This window comes from Bradyrhizobium sp. NBAIM14 (assembly GCF_020193895.1).
In the GTDB taxonomy this organism is placed as follows: Bacteria; Pseudomonadota; Alphaproteobacteria; order Rhizobiales; family Xanthobacteraceae; genus Bradyrhizobium; species Bradyrhizobium yuanmingense.
This window is the reverse complement of the sequence record NZ_JADYVQ010000004.1, coordinates 202,693-218,776: the sequence shown is the minus strand read 5'-3', so window position 1 is coordinate 218,776 and position 16,084 is coordinate 202,693. Positions and strand designations below refer to the sequence as shown.

Annotated in this window: 12 protein-coding genes; all 12 read left to right on the top strand. The window is 67.2% G+C overall.

Translation table 11 applies throughout. The features are described from left to right. The first annotated feature begins 80 nt into the window (after positions 1-80). Complete coding sequence (gene dnaE, locus I6F28_RS12780) at positions 81-3,584, top strand: DNA polymerase III subunit alpha (protein WP_225140035.1); 3,504 nt, start codon at positions 81-83, stop codon at positions 3,582-3,584. Positions 3,585-3,855: 271 nt separating this feature from the next. Further along, entirely contained in the window at positions 3,856-4,218 is a 363-nt protein-coding gene (locus I6F28_RS12775; protein WP_036010067.1) for a DUF2846 domain-containing protein, read from the top strand. 249 nt (positions 4,219-4,467) lie between these two features. Then, complete coding sequence (locus I6F28_RS12770; RefSeq protein ID WP_036010065.1) at positions 4,468-5,253, top strand: carbonic anhydrase; 786 nt, start codon at positions 4,468-4,470, stop codon at positions 5,251-5,253. Positions 5,254-5,475: 222 nt separating this feature from the next. Beyond that, positions 5,476-8,286 (top strand): caspase family protein, encoded by a 2,811-nt coding sequence (locus tag I6F28_RS12765; protein ID WP_225140034.1) that lies wholly within the window; start codon positions 5,476-5,478, stop codon positions 8,284-8,286. A gap of 211 nt (positions 8,287-8,497) precedes the next feature. Next, on the top strand, positions 8,498-9,493 hold the full coding sequence (locus tag I6F28_RS12760) for a 30S ribosomal protein S2 (protein WP_036010040.1): 996 nt from the start codon (positions 8,498-8,500) through the stop codon (positions 9,491-9,493). A gap of 133 nt (positions 9,494-9,626) precedes the next feature. Continuing rightward, a complete protein-coding gene (gene tsf / locus I6F28_RS12755) occupies positions 9,627-10,550 on the top strand; it encodes a translation elongation factor Ts (protein WP_225112543.1) in 924 nt (307 codons plus the stop codon). A gap of 59 nt (positions 10,551-10,609) precedes the next feature. Beyond that, positions 10,610-11,326 (top strand): UMP kinase, encoded by a 717-nt coding sequence (pyrH, locus tag I6F28_RS12750; protein ID WP_036010035.1) that lies wholly within the window; start codon positions 10,610-10,612, stop codon positions 11,324-11,326. 65 nt (positions 11,327-11,391) lie between these two features. After that, on the top strand, positions 11,392-11,955 hold the full coding sequence (gene frr, locus I6F28_RS12745) for a ribosome recycling factor (protein ID WP_025036556.1): 564 nt from the start codon (positions 11,392-11,394) through the stop codon (positions 11,953-11,955). A gap of 104 nt (positions 11,956-12,059) precedes the next feature. Continuing rightward, positions 12,060-12,818, top strand: coding sequence for an isoprenyl transferase (locus I6F28_RS12740; RefSeq protein ID WP_036010029.1), 759 nt, complete (start codon positions 12,060-12,062; stop codon positions 12,816-12,818). Further along, on the top strand, positions 12,815-13,657 hold the full coding sequence (locus I6F28_RS12735; RefSeq protein ID WP_036025246.1) for a phosphatidate cytidylyltransferase: 843 nt from the start codon (positions 12,815-12,817) through the stop codon (positions 13,655-13,657). The genes I6F28_RS12740 and I6F28_RS12735 overlap by 4 nt, the downstream gene beginning before the upstream one ends. Before the next feature lie 4 nt (positions 13,658-13,661). Next, a complete protein-coding gene (gene dxr / locus I6F28_RS12730; RefSeq protein WP_225125195.1) occupies positions 13,662-14,885 on the top strand; it encodes a 1-deoxy-D-xylulose-5-phosphate reductoisomerase in 1,224 nt (407 codons plus the stop codon). 44 nt (positions 14,886-14,929) lie between these two features. Beyond that, on the top strand, positions 14,930-16,081 hold the full coding sequence (gene rseP / locus I6F28_RS12725; protein WP_225140033.1) for an RIP metalloprotease RseP: 1,152 nt from the start codon (positions 14,930-14,932) through the stop codon (positions 16,079-16,081). Positions 16,082-16,084 lie beyond the last annotated feature (3 nt).

The following is a 16,084-nucleotide window of genomic DNA, read 5'->3' as shown; positions in this document are numbered from 1 at the left end:
GGCGAGTCGGCTGCGAGTGCATGATGCCTTGAGGCGCCGGCGACCGCTCCATCTCATCTGCAAGAGGCCGTCACGCGACCATGCCGAGCGCCGGATTTGTCCACCTTCACGTTCACTCGGCCTATTCGCTGCTCAAGGGCTCGATCAAGATCGCCAAGCTCGCCGAGCTTGCCAAGAAGGACCACCAGCCGGCGCTGGCGCTGACCGACACCGACAATCTGTTCGGCGCGCTGGAGTTCTCCGACAAGATGGCGGGCTCCGGCATCCAGCCGATCGTCGGCTGCGAGCTCGCCATCGATTTCGGCGACCAGGATCCCAACGCGCGCAACGCGATGGGACCCTCGCGCGTGGTGCTGCTCGCCGCGCAGGAGCGCGGCTATCGCAGCCTGATGCGGCTGAACTCGCGTGCGTTCCTGGAATCGCCCGACAGCCATGCTCCGTTCATCAAGCTCGACTGGCTCGAGGGCGAGACCGAGGGCCTGATCGCGCTGACGGGCGGGCCGGACGGGCCGATCTCACTGGCGCTCGCCGGCGGCATGGCCGAGCTCGCCGGGGCGCGGTGCGAGCGTCTGGCTGCTCTGTTCGGCGACCGTCTCTACATCGAATTGCAGCGCCACAACGCCGAGAAGGAGCGGCGCGTCGAAGGCGGCCTGATCGACATCGCCTACGCCAAGGGGCTGCCGCTGGTTGCGACCAACGAGCCATATTTCGCGACCACCGACGATTACGAAGCGCATGATGCGCTGCTCTGCATCGCCGGCGGCCGGCTGATCGCTGAGACCGACCGTGTGCAGCTGACGCCGGATCATCGCTTCAAGACGCGCGCCGAGATGGCGGTGCTGTTCGCCGACATTCCGGAGGCGCTGGCCTCGACGGTGGAGATCGCCGAGCGCTGCTCGTTCCGGCCGATGACGCGCAAGCCCATCCTGCCGTTCTTCACCGTCGGCGCCGCGGCGAGCTCGGATGCCGCCGCGGTCGAGGCGGCCGAGCTGAAGCGCCAGGCGGAGGAGGGGCTCGCCAACCGTCTGCGCGTGCACGGCCTCTCTCAGGGCACGACGGAAGAAGACTATAACAAGCGCCTGGCGTTCGAGCTCGACGTCATCATGCGCATGAAGTACGCGGGCTACTTCCTGATCGTGTCCGACTTCATCAAATGGGCCAAGGCTCACGGCATTCCGGTCGGGCCGGGCCGCGGCTCCGGCGCAGGTTCGCTGGTGGCGTGGGCGCTGACCATCACCGACCTCGACCCGATCAAGTTCGGCCTGCTGTTCGAGCGCTTCCTCAATCCGGAACGCGTCTCGATGCCGGACTTCGACATCGACTTCTGCCAGGACCGCCGCGGCGAGGTGATCAGTTACGTGCAGCAGCGCTACGGCCGCGACCAGGTCGCGCAGATCATCACCTTCGGTACGCTGCAGGCGCGCGGCGTGCTGCGCGACGTCGGCCGCGTGCTGCAGATGCCCTACGGCCAGGTCGACAAGCTGACCAAGCTGGTGCCGCAGAATCCGGCGGCGCCGGTGACGCTGGCGGCCGCGATCGAGAGCGAGCCGAAGCTGCAGGCGTTCCGCGACGAAGATCCCGTGGTGGCGCGCGCCTTCGACATCGCCCAGCGTCTCGAAGGCCTGACCCGCCACGCCTCGACCCACGCGGCCGGCATCGTGATCGGCGATCGCCCCTTGAGCGAGCTCGTGCCGCTCTACCGCGATCCTAAATCCGACATGCCGGTGACCCAGTTCAACATGAAATGGGTCGAGCCGGCGGGCCTCGTGAAGTTCGACTTCCTCGGCCTGAAGACGCTCACCGTGCTCGACGTCGCCTGCAAGCTGCTCAAGCCGCGCGGCATCGATGTCGATCTCGCCACGCTGCCGATCGACGATGCCGAGAGCTATCAGATGCTGGCGCGCGGCGACGTGGTCGGTGTGTTCCAGGTTGAAAGCCAGGGCATGCGGCGGGCGCTGATCGACATGCGCCCCGACCGTTTCGAGGACATCATCGCGCTGGTCGCGCTCTATCGGCCGGGCCCGATGGCGAACATCCCGACCTATTGCGCGCGCAAGCACGGCGACGAGGAGCCGGAATATCTGCACCCCGTGCTGGAGCCGATCCTGAAGGAGACCTTCGGCGTCATCATCTACCAGGAGCAGGTGATGCAAATCGCGCAGGTGATGTCGGGCTATTCGCTCGGCGACGCCGACCTGTTGCGCCGCGCCATGGGCAAGAAGATCCGCGCCGAGATGGACAAGCAGCGCGACATCTTCGTCGCGGGGGCGGTGAAGAACGGCGTGCCGAAGGGGCAGGCCGAGACCATCTTCGAGCTGCTGGCGAAATTCGCCGACTACGGCTTCAACAAGAGCCACGCGGCGGCCTATGCGCTGGTGTCCTACCACACCGCATACATGAAGGCGCATTATCCGGTGGAGTTCATCGCCGCGTCCATGACGCTCGATCTGAACAACACCGACAAGCTCTCCGAATTCCGCTCCGAGGCGCAGCGGCTCGGCATCAAGGTCGAGCCGCCGAACATCAACCGGTCGGGCGCGACCTTCGAGGTCGGCGAGAACACGATCTACTACGCGCTCGCCGCGCTCAAGGGCGTCGGCATCCAGGCGATCGAGCAGATCATCGCGGAGCGCACCCGGGGCGGCCTGTTCACCTCGCTCGCCGATTTCGCCGCGCGCGTCTCGCCGCGCGCGATCAACAAGCGCATCATCGAAAGTCTCGCCGCCGCCGGCGCCTTCGACACGCTGGAGCCGAACCGGGCGCGCGTCTTTGCCGGTGCGGATGCGATCCTCGCCGCCTGCCAGCGCGCGCATGAAGCTGCGACCATCGGCCAGAACGACATGTTCGGCATGTCGGCGGATGCGCCGATCATCATGCTGCCGCAGGTCGAGCCATGGCTGCCGGCCGAGCGGCTGCGCCGCGAATACGACGCGATCGGCTTCTTCCTGTCGGGACATCCGCTCGACGATTACGCGACCGTGCTGAAGCGGCTGCGGGTGCAGAGCTGGGCCGAGTTCTCGCGCGCCGTGAAGACCGGCGCCACCGCCGGCAAGGTTGCCGCGACCGTGGTCTCGCGCATGGAGCGGCGTACCAAGACCGGCAACAAGATGGGCATCATGGGGCTGTCCGATCCCACCGGCCATTTCGAGGCGGTGCTGTTCTCGGAAGGCCTTGCGCAATATCGCGACGTGCTGGAGCCGGGCGCGGCCGTGCTGCTGCAATTAGGAGCCGAGCTTCAGGGCGAGGACGTCCGCGCCCGCGTGCTGCATGCCGAGCCGCTCGATGATGCCGCGGCCAAGACGCAGAAGGGGCTGCGCATCTTCCTGCGCGACACCAAGCCGCTGGACTCGATCGCCAAGCGTCTCGCCGGGCCCGAGATGGCGGCTTCCAACGGCGGCGCGCCGAAGGTCGGCAGTCCGGGCATCGCACCGCGCGGAAACGGCGACGGCGAGGTCTCGCTGGTGCTGATGCTCGACCTCGAGACCGAGGTGGAGATGAAGCTGCCCGGCCGCTTCAAGGTCTCGCCGCAGATCGCCGGCGCGATCAAGGCGGTGGCAGGCGTCGTCGACGTGCAGCAGCTTTAGCTTCTCCGCCACGCGTTCCGGTTTTTGCAAAGTCGTCATACTGCATCGGTTGCAACCCTGCGCTGATTCCGACTAGCATGTCCCGGGGAATGGAATGGGGCGTGTGATGCTGCGACAGGTTGCGTTGTTGTTGGCCGTTTGTGCCATGCTGACGGGGTGCGTCAGCAATCAGGTTGGGACGGACTTTGCGTCGGTGTCGAAAAAGGTTGGTCCTCCGCGCGCGGGGCACTCGCGTGTGGTGTTCCTGCAGGACAAGAGGAGCGGCTTGAGCATGGCTATTTGCGCCTGCGAGGTGAAGCTCGACGGTGCGCCGCTCGGAAAAGTCGTGGCCGGAAAATACGCCTATGCCGACCGGCCTGCCGGGCGTCACGACGTGCTGCTCACCGAGCTGATGTTTCCGGGCGAGACCAAGCGCGAGATCGTCATGGAGGCAGGCCGGACGCATTTCTACCTGATCAAGAGCAGCCCCCGGCACGATGCGGCCATGGGCGGCGCCGTGCTCGGCGGTTTGGCCGGACTTGCGGTCGTGTCCGTCGCGACGGCGGGCGAGGCCAATCTCGGTCCGGGCGAGCTCGTCGCGCTGGATGAGGCAACCGCGCGGACGAAGCTCGCGGAGCTGGAAGCCGTCGAGTAGGACGCGCGGTACGACGACGTGCCTCTGATCGCGCTGGCGCAGGGGCTCTTTGGCGGGTTGATCTCGAATGCATGCAGGCGGACGCATGTTCGTGCAATCGTCGGGCGCGGAATGACCGGCCTTTCGGCTTGCAGCATAGCGCGCGGTGCAGCAATCATCGGTTGCATCAACTAACATTTGTTATTTCTTCATATCGGCGCACCTATCTTCGCGACGCTTCATTCGTCCACTGACCCGAGGAGACGTCACATGTGCGACAAGTGTTCTGACACTCTGCATCACCAATCTCTGCGCCAAGACTCTCTGCGCCAAGACATCGCGCCGTCGCGGCGATCGGCGATGCTGTTTGGCGCCGCCGCGTTCGGCATGACCTTCGCCGGTGGAGCTTTCGCCAGTGGCGCCTTGGCCAAGGACGCCAAGCAGCCGCCGAAGCCGCAGAACGTGCTGTCGCCCGACGCGTCGCTGAAGCGACTGATGGAAGGCAATGGGCGCTACGTCGCCGGCGTGTCGCGACGTCACGATTTCAAGCACGAGCGCGAGGCGCTGGCCGGCGGACAGAATCCGTTCGCGGCCGTGCTGAGCTGCGCCGACTCGCGCATCGCACCGGAATATGCGTTCGACGCGGGGCGCGGCGACCTCTTCGTCTGTCGCGTCGCCGGAAATTTTGCCGGCACCGAGACCATCGCAAGCATGGAATATGCGGTGGCGGTGCTGAACACACCGCTGATCCTCGTGCTCGGCCATGATGCCTGCGGCGCGGTCGACGCGACGCTGAAGGCGATCAAGGACAATACGTCGCCGCCGGGGCACATTCCCTCGTTGGTCGATGCGATCGCGCCCGCCGCAAAGGCGGCGATGCAGCAGGGCGGGGACGTGCTCAACAAGGCGATCCGGCAGAACGTGGTCGACAACATCGCCAAGCTGAAGACGGCTGCGCCGATCCTCAATGCGGCCGCGGAGCAGGGCAAGCTGAAGGTCGTCGGCGGCATCTACCGGCTAACCACGGGCACGGTCGATCTGATCGCCCAGGGCTGAACGGACCGAGGAGCCTTGTGCCGCAGTGCGGTCGCGAGGCTTGCAGGCCTCACGTGGAGGTTCGAGGTTTGACGTGAGGTTTGGCGTGGAGGTTTGAGTTGGGCGGCGGCGCCATGCCGCCGCCTCAATCCGCGCTTTTCGTTCAAGTGCCATTCAGCTGGCCGCGCGCCTGATATGCGGTATATGCGGTGGCCACCTCAACGACAAAAGCAGGCACAAGCCATGCGTGGGACGCTCAAAGTCTTCCTCTGCCTTCTCCTGCCGATGGCGGTCCTTGCCGCAGGCGCGCCGCATCAGGCGCGTGCCCAGCAGCAGGAAAAGCGTATTGCGCTCGTGGTCGGCAATGGCGCCTACGCCAAATCGCCGCTGGCGACCACCGCGAACGATGCCGGCCTGATCGCGCAGACGCTCCAGGCGGCCGGCTTCGACGTGGTCGGCGCGCGCGATCTCGACGGCGACACGCTGCGCAAGAGCTTGCGCGATTTCATCCAGAAGGCCCAGGCGTCGGGCCCGGGCACCGTCGCGATGATCTATCTTGCCGGCTACGGCGTGCAGCTCGCCGGCGAGAACTATTTCATCCCGGTCGATTCCAACATCAGCCGCGACACCGACATACCGACCGAGGCTCTGCGCATCAGCGACTATGCGCGCCAGCTCGCATCGATTCCGCTCAAGGCCAATATCGTCGTGCTCGATGCAGCCCGTGCGCAGCCCTTCATCGAGGGCGGTCAGCCGATCGCGAGCGGTCTGGCGCTGGTCGAGCCCGAGGCGAACATGCTGATCGCCTTCAATGCCGCGCCCGGCACGGTGGCGCCGGAGGAGCCGGGGCCCTACGGCATCTATGCGCAGTCGCTCGCCGAGATGATCCGCACCGGCGGCCTGCCGCTGCCCGAGGTGTTCGACCGCGTCCGCCTGCGCGTCAACGAGGCCTCCAAGGGTGCGCAGGTGCCCTGGAACGAGCAGAAGATCTCGGCGCCATTCTCGTTCTTCGAGCGCGCGCCCGATGCGCCGCCGCCGCAGGCTGCGCCCGACCAGGTCGCCGCGATCCGCGGCAAGCCGATCCGCGATCTCGGGGTGCAGGACGCCTATGCCGCCGCGCTCGAGCGCGACACGCTGGCGGCCTATGAAGAGTTTCTCGCGGCCTATCCGAACGATCCCCTCGCCAAGCGCGTGATGGCGATCGTTGCCGCGCGCCGCGAAGCCATCACCTGGCGGCGGACCTACCGGACCGACACGCCGGAGGCCTATTGGTCGTATCTGCGCCGCTATCCGCGCGGGCCGCATGCGGCGGATGCGCGGCGCCGCCTTGCGATCCTCACCGCGCCGCCCGAGCCGCCGCCGACCTTCGCGATGATCGACTACGACGTGCCGCCACCGCCGCCGGAGGAGGTGGTCTATGTCGATCGCCCGGTGCTGTATTTCAGCGATCCCGATTTCGGCTTCGCGCCGCCACCGCCGCCGCCGGTCTATTATCTGCCGCCGCCGCCGCCGGATTTCGTCGTGCTGCCGCCGCCGCTGCCGGTGGTCGGTCTGTTCGTGCTGCCGCAGCCGGTGTTCGTGCCGATCCCGGTGTTCGTGAGGCCGCCGGTCTATGTCGCGCCGCCGCCGAACAACATCATCTACCAGAACATCCACAACACCACGGTCATCAACACCGTGATTAACCGCCCGCCGGCGCCGCCGCCGGCCGCGGGGCCGGCGCTCGGATCTGGGATCGGACCTGGCAATCTGGCGCCGGCGGTTGCCGGCCGCGCCACGCCGGCAGGACCGGCCGTGCCGCAGGCGGTCGTTCAGCGCGCCGCCCTGATCCAGCAGGGCAAGGCGCCGATGCCGCCGAGCGCGACCATCCAGCCGACGGCGAGGCCAGGTATCCCGACACCAGCTCCGGCCAATGTCGCGCCTGGCACGACAGCGCCGCCGCCCGCCGGCGCCAAGCTGCCGCAGGCCAATATTGTGCCGCCGCCGGGAGCTCCCGGCAGCCCGCCAGCCGGAGCGGCGCCCGGAGCTGGGACGCCGGGAGGCACACCAAGTCCGACCGCAAACGCTCCCGCCGGCAGTGCCGCTACAACCCCGCAAGCGCTGGCTCCGACCAAGCCGCCGCCGGCCAATACGCTGCCGGTGCCGGGATCTCCGGGCAGCCCGCCGGCCGGAGCGCCGCCCGCGACGGGGACGCCCGGCGGCACGCCCAGTCCGAGCGCGAACGCTCCCGCCGGCAACGCCGCAGCAACCCCGCAAGCGCTGGCCCCGACCAAGCTGCCGCCGGCCAATACGCTGCCCGTGCCCGGCACCCCCGGCGGGCCGCCGCCGGCCAGGGCAGGGGCTGCGCCCGGGACTGTCCCATCCCCTGGCAAGCCCGCCGCGACCGCCACGGCGCCGAGCGGCAACGTTCCGCCGGCGCAGCCGAACGCGGCAACGACGCCTAATCACCCGCCGGCTTCCGGAACCGCGGCGAGCCCGTCCGCGGCCCTGGCCAGGCCGCCGGGGACAACGACCCCGCCTGTGCCTGACCTGCGCGGCAGGCCGGGCGGGCCCCAGCCGGGCGCTTTGCCGCCGCCGAGCGCGGCCACCGGCAAGCCCGCGGCCCCGACTGCGGTCAAACCCGTGACACCTGCGCCGCCGCCCGTAGCGGCGCGGACACCGTCCGGAGTTCAGGGTCATCGGCCCGCGCCACCGCCGCCGCAGGCCGCCAGGCCCGCCGCTCCGCCGCCGCCTCCTCAGGCTCTGGCAAGGCCGACGCCGCCGCCTCCGCCGCGCGTTGCGCCACCTCCGCCGCCGCGAGCGGCGCCTCCGCCCGTGGCCGTGGCACGGCCGGCGCCGCCGCCACCTGTTGCCCGGCCGGCGCCGCCGCCGCCTCCGCCAGTAATGGCGCGGCCGGCACCACCTCCGCCGCCGGTTGCGCGGCCAGCGCCGCCGCCGCCGCCACCTCCGGTCGCCCGACCGGCGCCGCCGCCGATGGCCGCCGCGCCGCATGCGCCTCCGCGGCCGGCCGGACCGCCACCGAAGAGCTGCCCCCCGGGCCAGCCCAGGTGTTAGGAGGCGCGAGGGGCAGGGGATGCCGGGATGCGACAGCAGCCTAGAGGCGTCCCCAAAGGCCGTTATTTCCTTGCTTCTGGCCGAAATGGCGCTATATAGCGCGCCATCTCACACGGAAACATGGCTCACAAGGCCGTCCGGTGGCAACCGGGGCGTGAACGCTCCGTTTTGCTCACACGTTTCCGGAGGAACCAACCGGAGAATTAGAACGATGGCACTGCCCGATTTCACTATGCGTCAGCTGCTCGAAGCTGGCGTGCACTTTGGTCACCAGTCTCACCGCTGGAATCCGAAAATGGCTCCGTTCATTTTCGGCACCCGCAACAACATCCACATCGTCGACCTCGCCCAGACCGTGCCGATGCTGCATCAGGCCCTCCAGGCCGTCAGCGACACGGTGGCCAAGGGCGGCCGCATCCTGTTCGTCGGCACCAAGCGCCAGGCGCAGGACGGCGTTGCCGACGCGGCCAAGCGCTGCGCGCAGTATTTCGTCAATTCGCGCTGGCTCGGCGGCACGCTGACCAACTGGAAGACGATCTCGGCTTCCATCAAGCGCCTGCGTCACCTCGACGACGTGCTCTCGGGCGGCGAAGCCAATTCCTACACGAAGAAGGAGCGCCTGACGCTGCAGCGCGAGCGCGACAAGCTCGACCGCTCGCTCGGCGGCATCAAGGACATGGGCGGTCTGCCCGACCTGATCTTCGTGATCGACACCAACAAGGAAGACATCGCGATCCAGGAAGCCCAGCGGCTCAACATCCCGGTCGCTGCGATCGTCGACACCAATTCGGACCCGAAGGGCATCACCTATGTGGTGCCGGGCAATGACGACGCCGGCCGCGCCATCTCGCTGTACTGCGATCTCGTCGCGCGTGCGGCGATCGACGGCATCTCGCGCGCGCAGGGCGATTCGGGCATCGACGTCGGCGCATCGGCCCAGCCGGTCGCCGAAGAGCTGCCGGCGGCGTCCTCGAGCGGCTTCCAGGGCCTTGCGGGTCCCCGCGGCACTGCCGACGACCTCAAGAAGCTCCCGGGCGTGTCGGGCGCGATCGAGAAGAAGTTCAACGACCTCGGCATCTTCCACTATTGGCAGCTCGCCGAGCTCGACCACGACACCGCGCACACGATCGGCGAAGAAGTCGGTCTGCCGAGCCGTGCGGATGCCTGGGTGGCCAAGGCCAAGGCGCTGACCGCGGAAGCGGAATAGTCAAAAAGAGCGATGGGTTGGCCGGATAGGATCCGGCCACCATTTCAGTTGACGCGAATTCCTGAGATGGACCGCGGCGGGGCGATTCGATGCCGCGCCGCGGCAAACCGGCAGGCACAAAGGATTTTCAACGATGGCAACGATCACAGCTGCGATGGTCAAGGACCTGCGCGAATCGACCGGCGCGGGCATGATGGACTGCAAGGCCGCGCTCACCGAAAACGACGGCAACATGGAAGCGGCGCAGGACTGGCTGCGCAAGAAGGGCCTGTCCAAGGCCGCCAAGAAGTCGGGCCGCGTCGCCGCCGAGGGCCTGATCGGCGCGCTCACCAAGGGCACCAAGGGCGTCGTGGTCGAGGTCAACTCCGAGACCGACTTCGTTGCGCGCAACGGCCAGTTCCAGGGCCTGGTCAAGATGATCGCCCAGGTCGCGTTCGACGTCGGAGCGGACGTCGAGAAGATCAAGGCCGCCAAGGTCGGCGACGTCACGATCGAAACCGCCATCAATGATGCGATCGCCACCATCGGCGAGAACATGACGCTCCGCCGCGCCGCCGCGCTCGAGGTGAGCCAGGGCGTTGTCTCGCACTACGTCCATGGTGCCGTCATCGACGGCGCCGGCAAGATGGGCGTGATCGTGGCGCTGGAATCGCCGGGCAAGGCCGATGAGCTCGCAGCGCTCGGCCGTCAGATCGCGATGCACATTGCGGCCGCCAACCCGCTGGCGCTCGATCCGTCCGGCCTCGATCCGGCCGTGGTCAAGCGCGAGAAGGACGTACTGGCCGACAAGTACCGTCAGCAGGGCAAGCCCGAGAACGTGATCGAGAAGATCGTCGAGTCCGGCCTCAAGACCTACTACAAGGAAGTCTGCCTGCTCGAGCAGGCCTTCATCCACGACACCGGCAAGTCGGTGGCGCAGGCGGTGAAGGAGGCCGAGGGCAAGGTCGGCGGGGCTGTGAAAATCGCGGGCTTTGTGCGCTATGCTCTCGGCGAGGGAATCGAGAAGCAGGAAAGCGACTTCGCGGCCGAGGTCGCCGCGGCCAGCGGCAAGAAGTAAGCGCCGGAAGTTCCTTCCGGCGTGCCGCCGGAAGCGGCGCCCGGACAAGGAAAGTGCTCATGACTGATCCGGTCTATCGTCGCGTCGTGATCAAGCTGTCCGGCGAGTATCTCGCGGGACGGCAAGGCTTTGGCATCGATCAGCCGACCGTCGACCGGGTTGCGGACGATCTGATCGCGGCCCGCCATCTCGGCACTGAGGTCGCGGTCGTGATCGGTGGCGGCAACATGGTCCGCGGCGTCGAGGTCTCATCCCGCGGGGTGTCGCGCACCACCGGCGACACCATGGGCATGCTGGCCACCATGATGAATTGCCTCGCGCTGGAAGCGGCGATCGAGCGCAAGGGAACGCCGGCGCGGACCCTGTCGGCCTTCGTCATGCCCGAGATTTCCGAGCTGTTCACCCGCACTGCGGCACACAAATACCTGGCCGAGGGCCGCATCGTGCTGCTCGGCGGCGGGACCGGCAACCCGTTCTTCACCACCGACACGACCGCGGTACTGCGGGCCGCCGAGATCGGCGCGCAGGCGGTCCTGAAGGCGACGAATGTCGACGGGGTCTACTCGGCCGATCCGAAGCAGGATCCGACCGCGACGCGGTTCGACCGCCTGACGCATTCGCAGGCGATCGAGGGCGGTTACAAGGTGATGGATGCGACCGCCTTCGCGCTTGCCCGCGAGACATCGCTGCCTATCATCGTATTCTCGATCGCGGAGCCGGGCTCGATCGGCGCGATTCTGCGTGGCGTCGGCCACGGAACCATCGTCGCCGGCTGACGGCTCATCTGGCGCGCCGAACGGACGGTGCGGAGCGGTCGCCGGGATTTTGAAGGAGAAACGTGATGGCCACGGGTAATTTCGATCTCAACGAAGTGAAGCGTCGCATGCAGGGCGCCGTCGCCTCGCTCAAGCACGAGCTCGGCGGCCTGCGCACGGGACGCGCCTCCGCCTCGATGCTCGATCCGGTGCAGGTCGAGGCCTATGGCAGCCACATGCCGCTCAACCAGCTCGCCACCGTCAGCGTGCCGGAGCCACGGCTGATCTCGGTGCAGGTCTGGGACAAGTCGATGGTCAAGGCCGTCGAGAAGGCGATCGTCGATTCCAATCTCGGCCTGTCGCCCGCGACCGAGGGCCAGGTGCTGCGCCTGCGCATTCCCGAGCTCAACGAGGAGCGCCGCAAGGAGCTGGTGAAGGTCGCGCACAAATATGCCGAAGCCGCCAAGGTCGCCGCGCGCCATGTCCGCCGCGACGGTCTCGACGTGCTCAAGAAGCTCGAGAAGAATCACGAGATGTCGGAGGACGACCAGAAGCGTCACGCCGACGAGGTGCAGAAGGCGACCGACGGCACCATCGCCGAGATCGACCAGTTGCTGGCCGCCAAGGAAAAAGAAATCCTCACCGTCTAAAGCGCGATGAGTATCATCATCGCGCTTTAGGCTATTGTTCGCGCATGATCTTGTCGGAAAACCGCTTCGCACTTTTCCGGATCATGCTTTAAGGCATCGCCTTCATGTCCAACGCCGCCGCGCCCGCAACCGAAGGACCCGACAGGTCCGAGGCGCCTGCGCATGTCGCCATCATCATGGACGGCAACGGGCGTTGGGCGGCCGCGCGCGGTCTGCCGCGTGCGGAAGGGCATCGCCGCGGCGTCGACGCGCTGCGCCGCGTGGTGCGCGCCTCGCACGAGCTCGGCATCCGCTATCTCACCATCTTCTCGTTCTCGTCGGAGAACTGGTCGCGCCCGGCGAGCGAGATCGGCGACCTGTTCGGCCTGCTGCGGCGCTTCATCCGCAACGACCTGGCGAGCCTGCATCGCGACGGCGTCAAGGTCCGCATCATCGGCGAGCGCGAGGGGCTCGAGAGCGACATCTGCGCCTTGCTGAACGAGGCCGAGGAGCTGACGCGCGACAACACGCGCCTGACGCTCGTCGTCGCCTTCAACTACGGCTCGCGGCAGGAGATCGCGAAAGCGGCGCAGAAGCTGGCCCGCGAGGTCGCGGAGGGCAGGCGGGATCCTGCCACGATCGACGCCGAGACGCTTGGCGCGCATCTCGACGCGCCCGACATCCCCGACCCCGACCTCATCATCCGCACCAGCGGCGAGCAGCGCCTGTCGAACTTTCTGATGTGGCAGGCCGCCTATAGCGAGCTCGTGTTCGTGCCGATCCATTGGCCCGACTTCGACAAGGCGGCGCTGGAAAGCGCGATCGCCGAATTTGCCAGGCGCGAGCGCCGTTTCGGCGGCCTGGTTGCGAAGACCGCCTCGTGAACGAACCCGATCCTGCATCGGCGGGCGCCAAGCCTGCCCCGAGCAATCTGGTGATGCGGGTCCTCGCAGCGCTGGTGCTGGCGCCGCTGGCCATCGCGATCGCCTATGCCGGTGGCTGGTTGTGGGCGCTTCTCGTCACCCTGGTCTCGATCGGGCTGTTCGCGGAATGGCTGATGGTGGTGGGCGCAGCATCGGCCGCGCTGACCGGGGCAGGGACGGTCGTGATCGCCATGATGGGAGCCTCCGTCGCTTTCGGCGCGCTCAAGACCTCCGTCGTCACCGGCCTCATTGGCGGTGCCATCGTGACGCTGATCGCCCGGGGCAAGTTCTTGTGGGCGGCGAGCGGGTTTGCCTATGCGGCGGCGGCGCTGCTGGCCTCGATCCTGGTGCGCAAGGATCTCGTCAACGGCTTCTCCGCGCTGATGTTCGTGCTGCTCGTGGTGTGGGCGACCGACATCGGCGGCTATTTCGCCGGACGCAGCATCGGCGGCCCGAAATTATGGCCGCGCGTGAGCCCGAAAAAGACTTGGGCCGGCGCGCTCGGCGGCTTTGCGGCGAGCCTTGCGGTCGCGGCCGGCTTCGCCGCCTCCGGGATCGGAAAGCTGATTCCGCTGCTGCTCGTCGGCGCCGTCCTGTCGATGGTGTCGCAGCTCGGCGATCTCTTCGAATCCGCCGTGAAGCGGCGCTTCGGTGTCAAGGATTCCAGTCACTTAATTCCCGGCCATGGCGGCCTTATGGACCGCCTGGACGGATTTGTCGCCGCCATCCTGGCGGCCTGGTTTATCGGCTTTTTCCGCCATGGTGTGCATAGCGCCGGAAGCGGTCTTATGGTTTGGTGAGGATATGAGCGCCGTTCCCTTGCGTAACAACAGGCTTGCTGCGTCCGACATTCGCAGCGTCACGGTCCTCGGTGCCACCGGCTCGATCGGCGACAGCACGATGGATCTCTTGCGCGCCTCGCCCGAGCGCTACCGTGTCGAGGCGCTGACGGCGAACGGCAATGTCGCAGCGCTCGCCAAGCTCGCCAAGGAATTCAACGCGCGCTATGTCGCGATCGCCGACACCTCCAAGCTCGCCGAGCTCAAGGCTGCGCTCGCGGGCACCAGTACCGAATGCGGCGCCGGCGAAAGCGCGGTGATCGAGGCCGGCGCGCGTCCGGCCGACTGGGTGATGGCGGCGGTCAGCGGCGCTGCCGGGCTGAAGCCGGCGCTCGCCGCGGTCGATCGCGGCGCGCATGTCGCGCTCGCCAATAAGGAGTGCCTGGTCTGCGCCGGCGACTTCTTCATGCAGCGCGCGGCAAAAGCCGGCGCCTGCATCCTGCCGGCCGATTCCGAGCACAACGCGCTGTTCCAGGCGCTGAGCTCAGGCAATCGGGACGAGCTCGTCCGCGTCATCATCACCGCGTCCGGCGGCCCGTTCCGGACCTGGAAGCCCTCAGACATCGAGCAGGCGACGCTCGAGCAGGCCCTGAAGCATCCGAACTGGAGCATGGGCCAGAAGATCACGATCGATTCGGCCTCCATGATGAACAAGGGGCTCGAGGTGATCGAGGCGTCCTATCTGTTCGCGCTCTCGCCGGACGAGATCGACGTGCTGGTTCATCCGCAGTCGATCATTCACGGCATGGTCGAGTTTTCCGACCGCTCGGTGGTGGCCCAGCTCGGCGCGCCCGACATGAGGACGCCGATTGCCCATTGCCTCGGCTGGCCCGATCGCATCAAGGGCCCGGCGGCCAAGCTCGACCTTGCCAAGATCGGCCAGCTGACCTTCGAAGCGCCGGACTTCGAGCGCTTCCCTGGACTGCGGCTGGCCTACGAATCGCTCCGGACCGGGAAGGGCGCGACCACGGTCTACAATGCCGCCAACGAGGTCGCGGTGGCCGCCTTCATCGGCGGCAAGATCCGGTTCGGTGCGATTGCCCGGCTGGTCGAGGCGACCCTTGAGGATTGGATCAAAGGCGGCAACCAGGCGCCCCTGACCTCCGCAGACGATGCAATCTCTGTTGACCATGTTGCGCGAAATAGGGCTGCCGCCCTATTGCCTCAAATTGCCTTAAAGGCATCCTAGTTGGTTCGGGACCAGGGCCTTGCGGCGCTGGGTGAGGGAATTCGATGATCGACTTTTTCGTCCATAGTTTCAATACTTTGAGCCATGGGCTCCTCGGCTACGCGGTTCCCTTCCTGTTCGTCCTGACCATTGTCGTGTTCTTCCACGAGCTCGGCCATTTCCTGGTCGCGCGCTGGGCGGGCGTACGCGTGTTAACCTTTTCGCTCGGCTTCGGCCCCGAGCTGGTCGGCTTCAACGACCGCCGTGGCACCCGCTGGAAGATCTCGGCGATCCCGCTCGGCGGCTACGTCAAGTTCTTCGGCGACGAGAGCGAGGCCTCGACCCCGTCGGCCCAGACGCTGGCGGCTATGTCGGCCGAGGAGCGCGCCGGCAGCTTCCACCACAAGAAGGTCGGTCCCCGGGCGGCGATCGTCGCGGCCGGACCAATCGCCAATTTCATCCTGGGCGCGCTGATCTTCGCCGGAATGGCGCTCTATTACGGCAAGCCGAGCACGATCGCCCGGGTCGACGGTGTCGTCGCCAACGGCGCGGCGGCTGCCGCCGGCTTCAAGGTGGGCGACGTCGTCATCCAGATCGACGGCAAGCCGATCGAGAGCTTTGCCGACATGCAGCGAATCGTTGCGATGAACGCCGGTTCGGCTCTTACCTTCCAGGTGAAGCGCGACGGCGCCGTCGTCTCGCTGACCGCGACCCCGGCGCTGCTGGAGCGCAAGGACCCGTTCGGCAACAGCCACCGTCTCGGCGTTCTCGGCATCGAGCACAAGTCGCAGGCCGGGGAGGCCTCGACCACCCCGGTCGGCGTCGGCGAAGCGCTCAAGATCGGCGTCGAGCAGGTCTGGTTCATCATCACCAGCACTTTCAAGTTCCTGGGCTCGCTGTTCGTCGGCCAGGGCAATCCGAACGAGGTCAGCGGCGTCCTGGGAATCGCGAAAATGTCGGGGCAGGCGGCCAGCGCCGGGTTCCAGTTCGTGATCAATCTCTGCGCGGTGCTGTCGGTGTCGATCGGCCTTTTGAACCTGTTCCCGATCCCGCTGCTCGATGGCGGCCACCTGATGTTCTATGCGGCCGAGGTGGTCCGGGGCCGGCCTTTGTCCGAGCGGACCCAGGAAATGGGGTTCCGAATCGGGCTTGGCCTGGTGCTGATGTTGATGGTGTTTGCGACCTACAACGACATCCTGCGGATGGCAGCTTCCTGATAG

Bases quoted from the DNA above. Each gene is read 5' to 3' on its own strand.
- I6F28_RS12765 (WP_225140034.1), top strand. From the start codon at position 5,476: ATGCGTGGGACGCTCAAAGTCTTCCTCTGCCTTCTCCTGCCGATGGCG.
- dxr (WP_225125195.1), top strand. From the start codon at position 13,662: ATGAGCGCCGTTCCCTTGCGTAACAACAGGCTTGCTGCGTCCGACATT.
- rseP (WP_225140033.1), top strand. From the start codon at position 14,930: ATGATCGACTTTTTCGTCCATAGTTTCAATACTTTGAGCCATGGGCTC.
- dnaE (WP_225140035.1), top strand. From the start codon at position 81: ATGCCGAGCGCCGGATTTGTCCACCTTCACGTTCACTCGGCCTATTCG.
- frr (WP_025036556.1), top strand. From the start codon at position 11,392: ATGGCCACGGGTAATTTCGATCTCAACGAAGTGAAGCGTCGCATGCAG.
- I6F28_RS12760 (WP_036010040.1), top strand. From the start codon at position 8,498: ATGGCACTGCCCGATTTCACTATGCGTCAGCTGCTCGAAGCTGGCGTG.
- pyrH (WP_036010035.1), top strand. From the start codon at position 10,610: ATGACTGATCCGGTCTATCGTCGCGTCGTGATCAAGCTGTCCGGCGAG.
- I6F28_RS12740 (WP_036010029.1), top strand. From the start codon at position 12,060: ATGTCCAACGCCGCCGCGCCCGCAACCGAAGGACCCGACAGGTCCGAG.
- I6F28_RS12770 (WP_036010065.1), top strand. From the start codon at position 4,468: ATGTGCGACAAGTGTTCTGACACTCTGCATCACCAATCTCTGCGCCAA.
- tsf (WP_225112543.1), top strand. From the start codon at position 9,627: ATGGCAACGATCACAGCTGCGATGGTCAAGGACCTGCGCGAATCGACC.
- I6F28_RS12775 (WP_036010067.1), top strand. From the start codon at position 3,856: ATGGCTATTTGCGCCTGCGAGGTGAAGCTCGACGGTGCGCCGCTCGGA.